Annotated in this window: 17 protein-coding genes; 4 read left to right on the top strand and 13 right to left on the bottom strand. The window is 60.6% G+C overall.

Annotation, left to right across the window (positions count from 1 at the left end; all coding sequences use genetic code 11):
* Positions 1-422 precede the first annotated feature (422 nt).
* From PVW27_RS18520 to PVW27_RS18505, 4 genes are all read left to right on the top strand, one after another.
* Positions 423-1439, top strand: a complete 1017-nt coding sequence (locus PVW27_RS18520; RefSeq protein WP_432762100.1) for a TRAP transporter substrate-binding protein DctP — start codon at positions 423-425, stop codon at positions 1437-1439.
* A 134-nt stretch (positions 1440-1573) separates the two neighbouring features.
* Complete coding sequence (locus PVW27_RS18515; RefSeq protein ID WP_274560281.1) at positions 1574-2176, top strand: TRAP transporter small permease; 603 nt, start codon at positions 1574-1576, stop codon at positions 2174-2176.
* 3 nt (positions 2177-2179) lie between these two features.
* Complete coding sequence (locus PVW27_RS18510) at positions 2180-3466, top strand: TRAP transporter large permease (RefSeq protein WP_274560275.1); 1287 nt, start codon at positions 2180-2182, stop codon at positions 3464-3466.
* Positions 3467-3478: 12 nt separating this feature from the next.
* A complete protein-coding gene (locus PVW27_RS18505; protein ID WP_274560274.1) occupies positions 3479-3919 on the top strand; it encodes a universal stress protein in 441 nt (146 codons plus the stop codon).
* A gap of 11 nt (positions 3920-3930) precedes the next feature.
* On the opposite strand, the gene dxs is transcribed toward PVW27_RS18505, so the two are convergent.
* The 13 genes from dxs to PVW27_RS18440 form a co-directional block, all read right to left on the bottom strand.
* Complete coding sequence (gene dxs, locus PVW27_RS18500; protein ID WP_274560273.1) at positions 3931-5874, bottom strand: 1-deoxy-D-xylulose-5-phosphate synthase; 1944 nt, start codon at positions 5872-5874, stop codon at positions 3931-3933.
* A gap of 179 nt (positions 5875-6053) precedes the next feature.
* Positions 6054-7163, bottom strand: coding sequence for a photosynthetic reaction center cytochrome PufC (pufC, locus tag PVW27_RS18495; protein ID WP_274560272.1), 1110 nt, complete (start codon positions 7161-7163; stop codon positions 6054-6056).
* Between the two features lies 1 nt (position 7164).
* Positions 7165-8151: a photosynthetic reaction center subunit M gene (gene pufM / locus PVW27_RS18490; protein ID WP_274560271.1), complete on the bottom strand. Its 987-nt coding sequence runs from the start codon at positions 8149-8151 to the stop codon at positions 7165-7167.
* 2 nt (positions 8152-8153) lie between these two features.
* Positions 8154-8993 carry a photosynthetic reaction center subunit L gene (gene pufL / locus PVW27_RS18485; RefSeq protein ID WP_274560270.1) on the bottom strand — a complete coding sequence of 280 codons (840 nt, stop codon included), beginning with the start codon at positions 8991-8993 and terminating at the stop codon, positions 8154-8156.
* A 150-nt stretch (positions 8994-9143) separates the two neighbouring features.
* Positions 9144-9305, bottom strand: a complete 162-nt coding sequence (pufA, locus tag PVW27_RS18480; RefSeq protein WP_068289567.1) for a light-harvesting antenna LH1, alpha subunit — start codon at positions 9303-9305, stop codon at positions 9144-9146.
* Positions 9306-9319: 14 nt separating this feature from the next.
* Positions 9320-9469, bottom strand: coding sequence for a light-harvesting antenna LH1, beta subunit (pufB, locus tag PVW27_RS18475; protein WP_230801777.1), 150 nt, complete (start codon positions 9467-9469; stop codon positions 9320-9322).
* Between the two features lie 166 nt (positions 9470-9635).
* Positions 9636-9857 carry a cytochrome PufQ gene (gene pufQ / locus PVW27_RS18470; protein WP_274560264.1) on the bottom strand — a complete coding sequence of 74 codons (222 nt, stop codon included), beginning with the start codon at positions 9855-9857 and terminating at the stop codon, positions 9636-9638.
* On the bottom strand, positions 9854-11344 hold the full coding sequence (bchZ, locus tag PVW27_RS18465; protein WP_274560262.1) for a chlorophyllide a reductase subunit Z: 1491 nt from the start codon (positions 11342-11344) through the stop codon (positions 9854-9856). The genes pufQ and bchZ overlap by 4 nt, the downstream gene beginning before the upstream one ends.
* 91 nt (positions 11345-11435) lie before the next feature.
* Positions 11436-13013, bottom strand: coding sequence for a chlorophyllide a reductase subunit Y (gene bchY, locus PVW27_RS18460; protein WP_274560261.1), 1578 nt, complete (start codon positions 13011-13013; stop codon positions 11436-11438).
* A gap of 87 nt (positions 13014-13100) precedes the next feature.
* Positions 13101-14105, bottom strand: coding sequence for a chlorophyllide a reductase iron protein subunit X (locus PVW27_RS18455; RefSeq protein ID WP_274560259.1), 1005 nt, complete (start codon positions 14103-14105; stop codon positions 13101-13103).
* Positions 14102-15043 carry a chlorophyll synthesis pathway protein BchC gene (gene bchC, locus PVW27_RS18450; RefSeq protein WP_274560257.1) on the bottom strand — a complete coding sequence of 314 codons (942 nt, stop codon included), beginning with the start codon at positions 15041-15043 and terminating at the stop codon, positions 14102-14104. Before bchC ends, PVW27_RS18455 begins: the two co-directional genes overlap by 4 nt.
* 123 nt (positions 15044-15166) lie before the next feature.
* Positions 15167-16309: a methyltransferase gene (locus PVW27_RS18445; protein ID WP_274560256.1), complete on the bottom strand. Its 1143-nt coding sequence runs from the start codon at positions 16307-16309 to the stop codon at positions 15167-15169.
* Between the two features lie 4 nt (positions 16310-16313).
* Positions 16314-17183: a polyprenyl synthetase family protein gene (locus PVW27_RS18440; protein WP_274560254.1), complete on the bottom strand. Its 870-nt coding sequence runs from the start codon at positions 17181-17183 to the stop codon at positions 16314-16316.
* Positions 17184-17194 lie beyond the last annotated feature (11 nt).

The raw sequence follows: 17194 nt of genomic DNA, 5'->3' as shown, positions 1-17194 counted from the left end.
CGCCACTTGGCAAGCTTCCGGCGCTCTTCCAAACTCAGGTGAGGGTAGCAGCGTCCCATTCGACATCCTCCATGCAACATTCTGTTTTGATACAGAATTTGCACTTCGGATGTGAATCCACCCTGTAGTCTTAATTACACGCATAATCTTGATTATGTTATTTTCTGAAATTGTGATGATTTACTGCCGACGGAAAATATATTACGATGATCTAATATATTTTGAGCCACTACATCCCCTGACCATCTGAAATAATCGCTTTAGAACATGATTTTAGCCTAATTCTCTGGCAGTTGTTTGACAAAACCCTCCGGGTTACCGTAGCCTTGCAGGGTATTTTACTTAGATTGCCGAATGACTCTGCAGTCGCCGCTCAACCACGGGGATGCGTGGGCTGGGCCAACAGCGAAAGAGAGGATGACATGACAACACTCAAACGCTTTCTGACAGGTTCGGCGGCTCTGGTGGCCCTCACGGCCAGCATGACGACCGCCCAAGCCGATACATGGCGCTATGCGTTCGAGGAAGCCCTTGACGAGGTGCAAGGCGTGTTCGCCCAGAAGTTCAAGGAAGAGATCGAGGCAAATTCAGATCACGAGGTCCAGCTTTTCCCCTATGGCACCTTGGGTGAATCCGCCGACATCATGGAACAGGCGCAGGCAGGCATCCTGCAGTTCGTGGACCAGAGCCCCGGCTTCACAGGCTCACTGATCCCCGAAGCGCAGGTTTTCTTCGTGCCTTATCTTTTGCCACAGGACGAGCAAGAACTGTTCGACTTCTTCCGCACCTCCAAGGCAATCAACGAGATGTTCCCGGAGCTTTATGCGGAACAGGGTCTTGAACTGCTGACCATGTTCCCCGAAGGCGAGGTCGTGATCACCACCAAAGAGCCGGTGACAAGCCCAGCCGATCTGAACGAGGTGAAGGTGCGTGTGATGACCAACCCGCTGCTGGTGGAAAGCTACCGCGCCTTTGGCGCGACGCCGACCCCCCTGCCCTGGGGCGAAGTCTATGGCGGTCTTCAGACGAACATCATTCAGGGTCAGGAGAATCCGATGTTCTTCGTGGAATCCACCAAGATGTATGAGGTGACGGACCACATCACCTTTACCGGCCACAACAATTTCACGACAGCTGTGATGGCGAACAAGGACTTCTTCGACGGACTGCCCGAGGAGGAACAGAAGATCGTGCAGGACGCGATCGACGTCGCCTTCGAGCATATCCTCGAGTATCAGAAAGGTCTGACGGAAACGTCGCTGGACAAGATCCTTGAGGCGAAGCCCGAGATGACGGTGACCCGCCTGACCGAAGATCAGCGGACGCCGTTCAAGGAAGCAGCGGCATCGGTCGAGGCCGCCTTCATCGACATGACCGGCGACAGCGGTCAGGAGATTCTTGAGCAGATGAAGGCCGATCTGGCCAACGTTGCGGACTGATCCGCACCAACAATAAAGGGGCGTCCCGGTCAGACGGGCCGGGGCGTCACCTGTCCGGGTCCTGCCCTGTCCGACGCCGGAACAGACATCCTAGACAGGAGTGATCGCCCGTGAGCGACACGCGACAATCGCAGCTGCAAAGCCAGACGGATACAACGGGAACCGATGACGCTCCGCTCGGCCCCTATGTCAGCACCCTGCCCGGCCCTTTGGGATGGATCGACAACACCATTGCGCGGATCGAGGCCATCCTGCTGGCGACAGGGGTTCTTCTATTGGCCGCGAACACGATCGCCAATGTACTGGGACGCTTCGTCTTTCAGAACTCGATCTTCTTCTCCGAGGAACTCAACCGCGTTCTGATCATCATGATCACTTTCGCGGGGATCTCCTATGCCGCGCGACACGGGCGCCACATCCGGATGTCGGCCTTGTTCGACGCCCTGCCCCCTCGTCCGCGCAAGATGATGATGGTGGTGATCAGCCTTGTCTCGGGTGTGATCATGTTGGCACTGGCCTGGTACGCACTGCACTACATCCAGACGCAGGCCGGACGCGGTCGCGTGCTACCCGCATTGCAGATCCCTGTCTGGTGGACGCTGGTCTGGGTTCCGGTGGGCTTTTTCATGACGGGCGCACAGTACCTGCTCACCGCTCTCAAGAACCTGCTCGAAAAGGACATCTACCTCTCGACCGGGGTGCTCGAGGGGTATGACAACGGCGAAGAGGAGGTCTGAGCCATGGGTTGGACATTGCTGTCGATCATGGTCGTGTTGCTTCTGCTGGGTTTTCCCATGATGATCCCCCTGATTGCCGGGGCTGGCGTGGGTTTCTACGTCATGTTCGGCGGGCTGGGTCAGATGGAGACGATGATCCAGCAGATGATGGCCGGCATTCGCCCGGCTTCGCTCATCGCGGTCCCGATGTTCATCTTTGCCGCCGATATCATGACGCGCGGGCAATCGGCAGGACGGTTGATCGACCTTGTCATGAGCTTCGTGGGTCATCTGCGCGGCGGCCTTGCCGTGGCAACGGCATCCGCCTGCACGATGTTCGGCGCGGTGTCCGGTTCGACCCAAGCGACCGTGGTCGCCATCGGCTCGCCATTGCGGCCACGGATGCTCAAGGCCGGATACAAGGACAGCTTCATTCTTGCCTTGATCGTGAACGCGTCGGACATCGCCTTTCTGATCCCGCCCTCGATCGGGATGATCATCTATGGCGTGGTATCCAACACCTCGATTGCCGAATTGTTCATCGCGGGGATCGGACCGGGTCTGCTGATCCTTGTGCTGTTCTCGATCTATTCGTGGATCTATGCGGTGCGGCACAACGTGCCGACCGAAGAGCGGGCCACATGGGGTGAAAGGATGCGTTCGCTGCAAGCGGCGCTGTGGCCACTGGGTTTTCCGGCAATCATCATCGGCGGCATCTACGGGGGCATTTTTTCACCGACCGAAGCGGCGGCGGTCTGCGTGCTCTACGCCATCATCCTTGAAACGGTTGTGTTCCGCGAGATGTCCCTTGCCGACCTCTATGAGACCGCGAAATCGACAGGCCTGATCACGGCGGTGGTTTTCATCCTCGTGGCGGCAGGCGCAGCTTTCTCATGGATCATCTCTTTCGCGCAGATCCCGCAGGCGATCCTGTCGGGTATCGGCATCGACGAGATGGGACAGATCGGCGTGCTGATCGTGATCTCGATCGCCTTTTTCATCGGGTGCATGTTTGTGGACCCTATCGTCGTGATCCTTGTGCTGGTGCCGATTTTTGCGCCTGTGGTTGATGCCGTGGGCCTTGATCCGGTGCTTGTGGGCACGATCATCACGCTTCAGGTTGCCATCGGATCGGCGACGCCGCCTTTTGGCTGCGATATCTTCACCGCCATCGCCGTGTTCAAACGCCCGTATCTGGAAGTGATCCGGGGCACGCCGCCTTTCATCCTGATCCTTCTCAGCGTCTCTGCGGCCCTGATCATGTTCCCGCAGATCGCGCTATTCCTGCGGGACCTGGCTTTTGCGAAATAAGGAAGTGGCACGATGTTCAAGCGGATCCTGGTCCCCTTCGACGGCTCGCGCGGTGCGGAAACGGCGCTGCGGCAAGGTATCGACCTTGCCAAGCTTTGCGGTGCAGAGGTGCAGATACTGACGGTCTACCGCCATCACGCGATGATCGAAGCATCACTGTCGATGGTGCGTCCCAAGGCCAAACAGAGCAACCCCGACGAAGCGATGAAGGAACATGCCAAGGAAGTGGCGGGATACGCCAAGCAGATTGTCCTTGCCGAGGGTCTGCCGTCCGTGCGCGCCTTCACACGGGCCGGTCAACCGGCCCGCACCATCGTGAGCTTTGCCAAGGAACATGAGGCCGATCTGATCGTGATCGGCGCCCGTGGTCTGGGCTCGGTCGAGACTTTTCTGCTGGGGTCCGTCTCGCACAAGGTCACGGGGCTGTCGAAACTGCCCGTGCTGGTGGTCTGACCCCGTCCCTGTCACGCCCGGCGCGGCGCCCCCTGAAATCCCAGAACCTTGCGCTCCCGTCCCAGCGCCTGCATGGCGCTTGCCGCGATATCGTGCCGCGTCAGGCCGGCATCCAGATACATCTCGTCCGGGCTGGCCTGATCAATGAAACGATCCGGCAGAGTCAGGGTCCGCACCGCAAGGCCACGGTCGAAAACACCGGCTGCGGCAAGTTCGTGCAGAACCATCGCCCCGAACCCGCCACGCGCACCCTGCTCCACGGTGATCAGGGCGCCATGATTGCGGGCCAGCTGCATCAGCAGGTCCAGATCAAGCGGCTTGGCAAAACGGGCATCAGCCAGCGTGACCGACACGCCTTCAGCCGCCAGCAAATCCGCCGCCGCCTCGCATTCCGACAGATGTGCGCCAAGGCTGAGGATGGCGATATCGCTGCCTTCACGGATCACGCGCCCCTTGCCGATCTGCAAGACCTGCCCCACTTCGGGTAACACAACACCCGTGCCGGACCCGCGCGGGTATCGGAAGGCAATCGGTCCGGCATCATGCACGGCAGCAGTCGCGACCATATGCACCAGTTCCGCCTCATCTGCGGCAGCCATCACCGTAAACCCCGGCAAGTTGGACAGATAAGCCACATCGAAGGCACCCGCATGGGTCGCCCCGTCGGCACCGACCAAACCTGCCCGGTCAATCGCAAAACGCACGGGCAGCCCCTGCAAAGCCACGTCATGCACCACCTGATCATAGCCGCGCTGCAGGAAGGTCGAATAGATCGCGCAGAACGGCCGCAACCCGCTGGCCGCCATACCGGCGGCAAAGGTCACGCCATGTTGTTCGGCAATGCCGACATCAAAGACCCGCGCGGGAAAGCGCTTCGCCATGATGTCCAGGCCCGTCCCATCAGGCATCGCCGCCGTCACCGCCACAACCTTGGGATCGCGCGCCGCTATGTCAGAGAGGGCCTGACCGAATACCGAGGTATAGCTGGGTGCGTTCGGCTTTGACTTCACCTGCGCGCCCGAGGGCACGTCGAACTTGGCAACACCATGATACTTGTCCCGCGATGCCTCGGCCGGCGCATAGCCCTTTCCCTTGACCGTGCAGCAATGGATCAGCACTGGTCCCGTGGCCCGTGCCCGCGCGGCCCGCAACACCGGCAGAAGCTGGCCCATGTCATGCCCGTTGATCGGACCGATATAGGTGAAGCCCAGTTCCTCGAACAATGTGCCGCTGGCGGATTGCCCGGTCACCAATTGCCGCGCACGTTTCGCGCCTTCGCGCATCGGGGGGGGCAAGGCCGCTTCGAACCCTTCGGCCATCTGGCGAAGGGCGGCCAGCGGTTCATTGGCATAGAGCCGCGACAGATAGGACGACATCGCCCCCACTGGCGGCGCAATCGACATCTCGTTGTCGTTCAGGATCACGAACAGCCGCCGCTTTTCATGACCTGCGTTGTTCATCGCCTCATAGGCCATGCCCGCGCTGATGGAACCGTCGCCGATCACGGCAATCGCGTCACCTGTGGGCTGGCCCATGTCGCGTCCCACCGCAAATCCCAGCGCTGCCGAGATCGAGGTAGAACTGTGTGCCGCGCCAAAAGGATCATAGTCGGACTCGCTGCGCTTGGTGAAACCGCTCAACCCATCCTTCTGACGCAGGCTTGTCATACGATGGCGCCGCCCGGTCAGAATCTTGTGCGGATAGCACTGATGCCCGACATCCCAGACCAGCTTGTCCATCGGTGTGTTGAACACCGCATGGATGGCCACAGTCAACTCGACCACACCCAAAGATGACCCAAGATGCCCGCCCGTCTGCGCCACCGAGCGGATCACCTCGGATCGCAACTCATGGCTCAGACGTGCCAACTCGTCATCAGAGAACCGCTTCAGATCGGCAGGGCCTGCCACGCGGTCCAGAAGAGGAGTGTCGGTAGAGTCATGGGACTGTGTCATCAGAGCCTCCCGCTCGATAAAGAAAAGGCGCCACACCAGGTGTCCCCGGTGTGGCGCCCAGGTCCTGTAGCCAACAGGAAGGGAACCGGGGTGTTGAAGCCCCGTGTCCGGATCACGCGGCGCGAACGACGCGATCCGAACATGGCTAAGGACAGGGCGGAGGGGAGTCCGCCCGATCCTTATTCGTAGACCGGCGTGCCCGAGGTCGTGGCCAGTTCGGGCCAGTCCGCGATCACGTTGGTGCCTTGCAGCGGCTGCTGATAGCCCTGATGGCAGGTCTTGCAGGCGGCTTTCGGCGCGTCGGCATAGATCGGACCAAGGCGATGCTCAGGGTATTGGTCCTGCAGCGGCACAAGGTAGTCGTTGTTCAACTCCTGAACCATGGCGATCCCAAGCGAGGCAGTGCCCCACTGCGGCGTCACCTGACCGGGGTCATAGAACGCACGGCTGTTGTGACAGAACACGCAGTTCACCCCGAGCGAGTTCGAGAAGTAGTTCATCAGCGAATAGGTCCGCTCGGTCTGCTGGATCAGCGGATCGCCGGGCTGGTTGTCCACGCGGCTTTCCAGATCGTGAACCTTGATGCTTTCATATTCCAGCAGGTACTTTTCCAGCGCATCCGACGGCAAGGACGTGGACTGGCTGATACTTGTCGCACGGTTCTGGTTGGCTGACCAACCGGCAACGGACTCGTTGACCGGCGTGATCTTGAACCAGATGTTGCTGGGCACGTTCTGACCCCGATGGCAGGTCATGCAGGTGACACCCACCTGCTTGTTGGCGTTGACGTGACCGTCCCAGTTCTCGTTGATGTTCTGGGTCATCTCGATCATGCGGCGCGCGACAATCTTGGTATACAGATTATCCTCGCCATACGTCTCCAGATCACCATCTCCGTGGCAATAGGCACAGCCCTGCTCAGGTGCGACCCATTCCGTCATCGCCGCCATCAGCCGGTTGAAATTGGCATCCGTCAGACCGCCCAGAACCTGCACGTTCTGATAGATGTCACCCGCCAGTTCTTCACCCGGTTCCGGGATCAGCGGATCATTCGCCAGGATCAACTCGATCGAAGGATCGGGCGTCGCCAGATCGGCTTTGAACTCTGGCACCGACATGCCGGTGCCGCGAGGACCGGTCTGCATGCTGTCCGTGGCAAGGGGTTGCCCCCATGTCACCAGGAATGCCGCCACGAAAACCGCGCCTCCCACGGCCCCGACAAGTATCGCGGGGCCGTAGATGTCCTTTGGATTCTTGCGATTCCAGTCATCAAACCATTTCGGAAACATATCAGTCCTCCTGTCCGATGAAGGCTTCGTAAGACCCGTAGTCAGCGTAGCCATAGGAGCCGTCATACATGGGCGCGAAGTTGTGCTCTTGTGCCCAGATGAACCAGTTATCCACGACGGTGCCGGTCAGAAGGATACCGATGCCACCCGTAATCGGGGTCAGCACGGCAAACCACCAGGCCCAGCGATGGATACCTTCCATCGTGGCGTTGAAACCCATGGTCCAGCGCCAGAACAGGGCTGCCCGCTCTGAAGCCGTGCCACGGTCGTAGATCTGCTCCAACTCGCGGTCGCCACCGAAGCGGGTCACGGCAAGGATCGTTGCGCCATGCATCGCGAACAGCAGGACAGAACCATACAGGAACACGATCGAGAGACAGTGGAACGGGTTGTAGTAAAGGTTCCCGTAGCGGATCGAGAATGCGGTGGTCCAGTCAAGGTGCGGGAAGATGCCATAGGGCACCGCCTCGGACCAGCTGCCCATCAGGACAGGACGGATCAGGCCCAGCACAAGGAACAGCCAGATCGCCGAGGCAAAGGCCCAGGCCACATGCTTGCCCATCTTGTGCTGCTGCGCCAACAAGTAAGAGCGCAGCCACCATGTCATGACCGACACCAGCAGGAAGAACGAGCTGATGATATACCAGCCCCCGTCATTCAGCGGCGGCATCGACAGGCCATGCTCCGGCCCCGGCGGCTCCAGCGCCAGCCAGAACAGCTGCCGCAGAAATTCCGGGATCGACCAGCCGACCTGCGCCAGCATGTTCAGACCCACGATGTTGAACCACAGAAGGCCGGTGGCAAGGCTGATCATGCCCGTCCAGCCAAGGTAGACCGGACCGATCTGCGCATTGCCGATCCAGCCAACCAACTGGCTGAAGAAAGGCTTGCCGATCCGCTCTTCCATCATGTTGTTTTCGTTGTCCATGCCCCATTCGACCGGGCCCTGAACCTGTACTTGCGTGAATATGTTCTGATATTCAGCCATGATTACATTCCTACCTGAGAGGGCCAGATCGGCAGCTCAAGCCACCAGTTCCACCATTCGGGCCAGCCCTTGGTCCAGACCGGGCCGGAGATGATGATGCAGACCGCCGAAAAGAAGACCGCGTTGATCGCCAGCAGGAAACCCACACGGTGGATGCCCAGGGTGCCGACCGAATAACCGATGAAGTCACGGAAGAACGTATCTTCATTGTCGGGCCCCTGCGCTAACTCGCCCTTCTCGGGGTTGGCCGCACTCAGCACCAGCGCACCATGCAGGGCCAGCGCGAAGGTCGTCGTGAAGAACAACGTCACGGCCAGCATATGTGCCGGGTTATAGTGGAAGTGCAGATAGGCGTAGCCCGTGTTGCTGACCCAATCGAGGTGGCTGAAGATCCCATAGGGAAAACCATGCCCCCAGGCGCCCATCAGTAGCGGGCGGAAGATCACCAGTGTCATATAGGCCAGGATGGCAAAACTGAAGGCGAAGGGCACATGATAGCCAATCCCGAGTTTGCGGCAGATCTCGACCTCGCGCAGGGCCCAGCTGATGAAGGCGCCGGTTGCGCAGAATGTGATGATCTGCCAGAGCCCCCCCTCCATGAGGGGAGCCATGCCCAGACCATAAGCCAGGTCGGGCGGTGCTATGTTGATCAACCAAGGATTGAATGTCCCTTGCTGGGACGCTCCCCAGAAGATCAGAATGGTGCCTAACAAGGCGAAAAATGCTGTCGTGACCCCAAAGAAGCCCACGTAGAACGGGCCCACCCAGAAATCGAACAGATCGCCGCCGATCAGCGTCCCACCACGGACGCGATACTTTCTCTCGAAGCTGAGCAACGCCATCTTCTGTCTCCGCGTTTGGCGGCTCGTCTGTTCAGACCGCAAGCCGTCGATGGATTTCGGTTTGCCGCGGGCAGGCCACGCCTGACGTGCCCGCAGCTATCTTGATGTCACTCTACTGGTTGTCACCCGTCCCCATTTGGGGAGAACGGATCACATCGCTGCTTTTTGGGCTGCCAGCTCGAACCAGTTGAAGTGCTCCGTGCTCAGCAGGACGAGGTGAATCATCGCTGCCAGCAGGAAGAGGAAGACGCCTTGTGCAACAAACACGCGGCGCGGATCGAAGATGAGCCAGATCTTGTAGAATTTAGCCATTGTTCAATCTCTCCTCAGAGCCAGGGGCGCCAAATGTACACGGCCAGGTGAGCCACAACTGCGACAGCTGTGAAGAGCCAAAGCCCGCTCATGTAGACCGAGTGCAATTCTTGCGCCTGCTCGTCTGTGAGACCTGTGAAGGACAGGTCGGATTTATCAGCCATTAACTTTCCTCCGGAATGTAATGGTGACGCCGCGCTCCCCGCGGCCGGGTCCTTTGGGGTGCAAGCGCCCCTCCGGGCTCTGACCACCCTTGCGGATGGACAGATCTCGTGTTCGGCTGTCTGCCGGTCCGCGCGTGGGCGGGATATGCAGACCGATCCACATGGATCAGGCCGAGAAAATCATGGGCGTGATGATCCGAGCCTGGCTCCAGGCACGGGCAATCGGGCCCTTTTCGGGGATGCGTCCCCCCTTGATCAGCGCCAGCGCCCAAGTCAGGGTCGCAAGCGGCAGGGTAGCCAGAAAGATCACGCCAAAATAGACCATGAACTCGGTCCGCGGCGGTTTGTGGCTGCGGGTCATCGGGGTATTGGACGTTGCATCTGTCATGACAGATCTCCTTTCACCACTGGACCCCGCGCAGGGCGCGCAAGGTCGGGATTGAGTGCCTGAACGGTCTCGAGCACCACGCGTTCGGCACCTTGCGCCAACGCGGCCCGCTCGGCCTCGTCTCTCAGGGTCTTGGCCGCCGAAATCCGTGTCAGCACCGGATGGCGGGACACGATACGATCAAGGGCGGCTTGCGCATCGGCATCCCAGGGGAAGTCGCGGCGCAGGGTCGTGGGGGTCGCCTCGGCCGCATCCATGGTGCTGGCCAATGGCAGGATGTGGAACAGCGCATCAAACAGCCCGTTGCACACTTCCTGAAGCAGATATGTCGCACCGGCATAGCCCATCATTGGCGTGCCGGTATGACGCCGGATCGCAGCACCGGGGAAGGATGCCGGGATGAAAGCGGGGCTGGGTCCGTGCCCGCCCTTCATCTCCGCCAGATACATCTTCTCGTTGATGCTGCCCAAGACGATCAGCGGGCGCTTCTGGTGCAGCATCGCCTTGACCTCGACGTTGTTCGTCTTGGTCCCGGCAACGCGCGCTACTGCAAAGGCGCAAGGAAAGCCCAGATCGCCCTCAAGGAAATGGCGGATGCCACGCGCATAAGTCTCGTTCGCCACCACCGCGAAACTGGCTGTGGCAAAAAAATCCTGCGTCACGCTGCGCCACAGATCCCAGACCGGCTTGATCGTGGAATGCTTCTCGCGCGCGATGAACGGCTCGGGGTCCAGCCCCAGCATCTCGCCCAGCTTGCGCAGGAATTTCGTGGTGCTGTCCACACCGATGGGCGCTTGCAGATAGGGCTTGCCCAGACATTCGCACAGGCCGCGCCCGAACTCGCGATACATGCAGATATTCACATCCGCATTCACCAGATTGCGCATCTCGGCGACATGGCTGCCAAGCGGCATGACCATATTGACCTCGGCCCCGATCCCTTCGACCAGGCGCCGGATCTCGGCCAAGTCCGAGGGCATGTTGAACACACCATACATAGGCCCAAGGATATTGACGCGGGGGGCAGCTCCTTCTTCGCGCTTCTTCTCGGGCGGCATACGGCCCTTGGTCATGCCAAACTCGGTGAAGATCCACGTCATCGCGCGGTCCGCGCTCTGCCATTGGTCCTCATCAATTGTGCGCGGCAGGAACCGCTGAATATTCGTGCCCTGCGGTGTGACACCACCACCGATCATCTCGGCAATCGAACCTGTCACGACCACGGCGGGAAGAGCCGGATCAAGCGTGCCCCAGGCGCGTTTCATCGCATCCTCTGTGCCCGAGCCCATTTCGGACTCGCCCAGGCCAGTAACAACGATAGGCAACTCATGCGGCGGCAACGCATCTGTATAATGCAGCACCGATGTGACAGGCAGGTTTTCGCAGCCAACCGGGCCGTCGATCACCACCTGCAACCCTTTGGTGGCGCAGAAGGCATAGACCGCACCCCAATATCCGCCCGCGCGGTCGTGGTCTTGGATCAGCATCTTTTGCACTCCTCGAACGAGGAGCGCACGCAGATCGCTTTGGCGATCCGCTTTCGCGCACTGGGCGCGTTTTTGCAAAACACGCCCCCCATCAGATCATCTCCTCGGCTTTGGCCGCACGTGCCGCCTTGTCGAGTTTCTTCTGATGCAGGGCGCGGAAATCGGGGCGCAGGTTGGGGCTGCCCTCCCAGATCCCGGCGGTATCGCCCGTGCCGACGCCCTCGAAGAATTCCTTCATATGCTCCATCCGGTCTTTGCCGGCGATGGCGGCATTCACCACCTCGGCCAAGGACCCTGCCCCCGCCGGCCCCATCAGGGGACGCGCGGAAATCAGGTTGGTGAAGTAAAGTCCGGGGATCGCCAGTTCCTTGGCCTTCTGCACGACCGGGGTCGTCCCGATCGCCAGATCCGGGCGGATCGCCTCCATCGCGGCGCAATCATCTTCCAATGACGCGCGGAACTTCACTGTCACCCCACGCGCGCGCAGCCATTCGGCATCAGCGGCAGACCACGGTGTTTTAGGGCAAGCCGTACCGACATAAGGCACATTCGCGCCGCTTTCGATCAGCAGACGGGCGACAAGCAGCTCGCTCCCCTCATACCCGCTGAGTGTGATGGTGCCGTTGATCGGCGCACCAGCCAAAGCGGCCTTGATCGCGGGCAGGAACATGTTCTGGGCGGCAGCAACCTTGTCGGCAGGCAGATTGAACGCCTCACCAATCGCAGACAGCCACGCGGCAGTGCCGTCATGTCCGACGGGGGCAGAGCCGACCACGGGGCGGCCAGCCGCCTGAAACTCGCGGATCGCAGCGGTATAGAAGGGATGGATCGCAGCCACAGCACCGCAATCAAGGGCGGCATAAAGCTCGCGCCATTCGCGGCAGGGCACAACCGGCCCGACAGCCAGACCCATAGGGGCCAGCATTGCACCGATCATCATCGGATCGGCCGGGAACATCTCGCCCAACAGGGTCACGGTGGGACGGTCCGATTTACCGCCAGCAGGAGCAGCCACAGGTCCGGCCTGGATCTCCTTGCGCGCGTAATTCAGCATCGCGCCAGCCAGAACGTCCTTGGCCTCGGCATGGGTGGGGATGCCGAAACCCGGCACATCAATCCCCACAATCCGCACGCCGTTGATTTCTTCGGGCAGCAGACGGAGCGGCACGCCGCTGGCGGTGGGCACACAAAGGTTGGTCACAACGACCGCGTCAAATTGATCGGGATCGGCCAGTTCATGCACCGCGTCGCGGATATCTTCGAACAGCTTGCCGGTGACGAGGGATTCCGAGTTGAAGGGCACATAACCCACAGACCGCCGCGCGCCGTAGAAATGCGACACGAAGGTCAGACCGTAAACGCAGCAGGCCGATCCCGACAGGATCGTCGCCACACGGCGCATCCTGAGACCCACACGCAATGAGCCGAACGCGGGGCACATGCTCTGCGGTTGGTCATGCGGACCCTTGGGATAATCCGCTGCGTAGCGATCCAGAATCTCGGACTGCCCGGCCTGACGCGCAGCAGCCTCCATCGTGGCGGCACCTGCGTGGCAACCTGCCCCGTCCTGCGGCAAAGCTGTGCCTGTCGCAGTCTCGGAAATCGGATCAGGCTTCCCGAGGATCACATCAGCCTGAGCGGCGGTGTCATATGTGACTTCATCGGTCATGCTGTCTTCTGTTCAGATTGTTTTTGCGGTTGCGCGGGCACGGCCAGCCGCTTCAGTAGCGCGTCCCATGTGGAAAGCTGGTCGAGGTCAAACATCGTCGTACACCACTTCCAGAGAGGGTTTCGGCTCGGCGTTCTTGCCGCGCATGTCCATGTCGGTAGCGGGCACCAGTTGATAGTCGCCGCCCGTATCCTTGGCATCGAACAGGCCCAGCAGACCGTCCTGATCCAACGGCTTGGGCCGGACCGGCGGGGCGATGCCTACGGCTTCTGCCAACTCCGCGAACAGCGGACCCCACTGGGATTCCATTGTGCCGACGATCTGGTAATTCGCTGACTTCTTGCGCAGGTCATCATCCTGCGGGATCGCGGCCAGTACGGGGATGTTCACCGCCTTCGCAAAGGCCTGCGCCTCGCCTGAGTGATCGTCCTTGTTGATGACCAGACCGGCCACGCCGACATTGCCACCCAGCTTGCGGAAGTACTCCACCGCCGAACAGACATTGTTGGCCACATAGAGCGATTGCAGATCGTTGGACGCGACCAAAATCACCTTCTGCGCCATGTCGCGGGCAATCGGCAGACCGAAGCCACCACAGACCACATCACCCAGGAAATCCAGCAAGACATAGTCGAAGTCCCAGTCGTGGAAGCCCAACTTCTCCAGCAGTTCAAACCCGTGGATGATTCCGCGCCCACCGCAACCGCGCCCCACTTCGGGACCGCCCAGCTCCATGGCGAAAACACCGTTGCGCTTATAGCAGACATCACCGATCGCGACCTCTTCGCCCGCCAGTTTCTTGCGGGTCGAGGTCTCGATGATTGTCGGGCAAGCTCTGCCGTTGAACAAAAGCGAGGTCGTGTCGGATTTCGGATCACAGCCGATAAGCAAGACGCGCTTGCCCTGTTCGGCCATCATGCAGGACAGGTTTGCCAGCGTGAAACTTTTTCCGATCCCGCCCTTGCCATAGATCGCGATGATCTGCGTCTTGCTGGTGGGCTCGCCCTGCGGCACCTCCAGTGTCGGCTCCTCATGCGCTTCATCACGCAAGCGGCGGTCGAAGTCCTTCAGATTCGGTACATCGTCTTTCACGCTGCGTCCTTCCAGTTCAAGATCATTTTCAGACAGGCCGAGTCGTCAAAGGCTGTCCGATAGGCAGAGGGCGCATCCGAGGCAGTGGCTTGATGCGTGATCAGCCCCGCCAGCGACAGCGCACCGCTTTCAACAAGAGAGCGGGTGGCAATCAGATCGTCGCGTGCCCATTCGGCGGCGATGCGGAACCGCGCCTCCTTCATGAAGGCAGGCGGAAAGGCAAAGCTGATCGGATCGGTATAGAAACCGGCAAGAACGATCTCTCCGCCCTTGCGGATACGGGTGACCAGTTCATTCAGCAGCGCGCCGTTACCAGAGGCATCATAGACCGCACCATAGTCGCGCCGCGTATCTTCCTCGGGCGAGATGACCTGATATCCTTCGGCACCAGTGCGGCGGTCGGCATTCACCTCCCACACCGTCGGTGCAGGCGCACCGGCGGCAATCGTCAGACGCGCCAGCAAGCGACCCAGAACACCGTGACCTACGATCAGATCCGGCACCGCCTTGTCCAGACCAGCCATGGCATGACGGGCGGTTGCGGCCAGCGCCAGCAAAGCCCCTTCGGCCCCAAGGCCAGCATCGATTCGTGTAACACGGTCCGCAGAGGTCACGATGCGCCGCGCAGCGCCGCCGAACAGACCGAACGCATCACGGTAGCAGCTGGCACCCGGCACGAAGACATGATCACCGACTCTGTAACCGGTATCGACCCCAGCCTCGACAACCTCGCCCGCGGCCTCATAGCCCGGCACGAGCGGATACCCCATACCGGGGAACGGCGGCATCTGCCCCGACCAGAAGAGTTTCTCGGTACCGGTAGAGATGCCCGAATGAGCGATCTCGACCACCAGGTCGCCTGCGGAAGGATCCGTCAGGTCCAGACATTCCACCGACAGGTCGCGGGGACCATTCAGAAGGACTGCGTGTGTCTGCATCATCCCCTCCTGTCGTTTCGGGATCCGGGCGGGAAAGACTCGGATCGAGTGGTGTCATTATCTGTCAGTTTAATGTTACAGAACTAACTGTCAATATAAATGGACAGTTTTCGGCGATCCTTGTCAATCTGGCTTCACACATGTGACGACAGAGGTGACAAACGGCCGGCGCGCAGGCGGTGCCGAAATTTTTCCAAACCCCGCATCCGAGCAAAGCCTGCCTATTTTCTCGGCAGATCGCGTTTTTCCGGTCCGCATCGCCATCGTGTAGAAGGCAAAATAGACATCTCCCGCACGCTCGGGAGTGGCCCCGCCAGACATCGGTTCGGAAATGATCAGCCGCCCACCGGGCGGTAAACTGTCATATATTTTTGACAGCAGGCTTCGCACAGTGTCATCCGAGTGATCATAAAGCACCCGGATCAGAGAAATCGCATCCGCACCATACGGCAGCGAATCGCTTCGGAAAGAGCCGCCATGCACCTCAAGCCGCGCGCCAAGCCCCGCCGCTTCGAACCTGGTCTTGGCCGCCGGCACGACATCAGGCAAATCGAACAGCATCAGACCAAGCCCCGGATAGGCCTGCGCGACGGCAAGTGCGAAGGCGCCAGATCCGCCCCCCAGATCGAGAAGGAATTTCACATCCGAAAGATCGACCATGCGCAAAGTATCCTGCGCCACCAGCCCCTGGCTGTCAGCCATCAGATCGGAATAGGTCCGCGTCACCGCTGGATCAACATCCCCTCGCGCGCCAAAGACATAGGGCCAGAAATTCGCAAGCTCGGTATCCACTTCGCCCCGCAACAGGGCAACGGGATCTTCCATGTCACGATAGAATGCCCGGTGATGCAAGATCATGGCCTCAAGCCCCGGCACGCCCAGAAGGGCTGCGCCCTTGCGCGCCAGCGTGAAACGCCCATCCTTGCGACGGCGGGCCAGACCAAGCGCTGCGGCAGCCTGTAGCAGGATCTCCATCCGGTCCGAAGTCATGCCCGCCTCGCGCGCCAGACCGGTCGGCGTTCTGGGCGCGTCCATCAAGCGGTGCAACAGACGCAACTCGACAACCGCCATCAGGACTTGGGACTGCACGAATCCCGCGACCAGATCGAACATTTCGGCGCCTTCGCGCCGCGCGATACCACGGGTCAGGGGGAAGCGGCTTGCCCAGCTCTGGAATGACGGTTTCGCAATCAGTCGATGGAACCACCCTGTCAGACGCGGCCCCTTAGGACGCGCCGCACCATGGCCTGTGGCCGCATCGGTCATGAGTTCACCTTGCGCTGCGGACCGGAGCGACGGGGGTCAGACGTTCGGCCTGCTTTCGCACCATCTCGGCCAGTTGCGCCTCGCCGGGGCAAGACGGAATCGAGGCGATGGCCCCACCCAGAATATCCTTGAGCCGCCGTATCGCGCCATCCACACCCAGAGCGGACACCGCATTGGGGCGCCCATGCAGGCCATCCTGACCCACCGGCTTGCCCAGTGTTTCGGCATCATAGAGTGTATCCCGCAGGTCATCAGCTACCTGAAACGCCTCGCCGATCCGGGCACCCAGCTCGAACCATGGCTCGGCCTCCTGCCCTGCGGCGACCGCACCCATCTGGGTGGCGGCAATGAACAACGCGCCTGTCTTGGATTGATGATAGGCGGACAGATCAATCTGTGGCTCGCTTTCCCAACCCTGCCCTGCACAGATTCCATTCGGCATGCCGGTGCGTCGCGCCAGCGTCAGCACCAGTTCCGCACAGCGCATCGGATGATGATGCGCCTCGCGGGCCAGCACCTCGAAAGCCAGAACGATCAGGCTGTCGCCAGTCAGAACCGCCAGTGGCTGCGAAAAGGCACGATGGACCGAAGGTTTGCCGCGCCGCATGTCGGCATCATCGAAACAGGGAAGGTCGTCATGGACGAGACTGGCACAATGGATCAACTCCAACGCGGCCGCTGCCGCATCGGACAGCGCGGGCTTGTCGTCGCCGCAAGCCATCGCCACGGACATCAGGATGGTCGGCCTGATCCGGGCACCGCCCGGAGACGTGGCATAGTCCAAGGCCGCCGACAATTGAGCCGGGGCAACGCCCCCCTGCCCTATGGCAATGGCTCTGGAAACTGCGGCGTCGATACGCGAATGCAAACCCATTCCAGTGGCCC

Source organism: Seohaeicola sp. 4SK31 (assembly GCF_028802875.1).
Lineage (GTDB): Bacteria > Pseudomonadota > Alphaproteobacteria > Rhodobacterales > Rhodobacteraceae > Seohaeicola.
The sequence above is the reverse complement of the archived record's forward strand: the minus strand, read 5'-3'. Positions and strand labels throughout refer to the sequence as shown.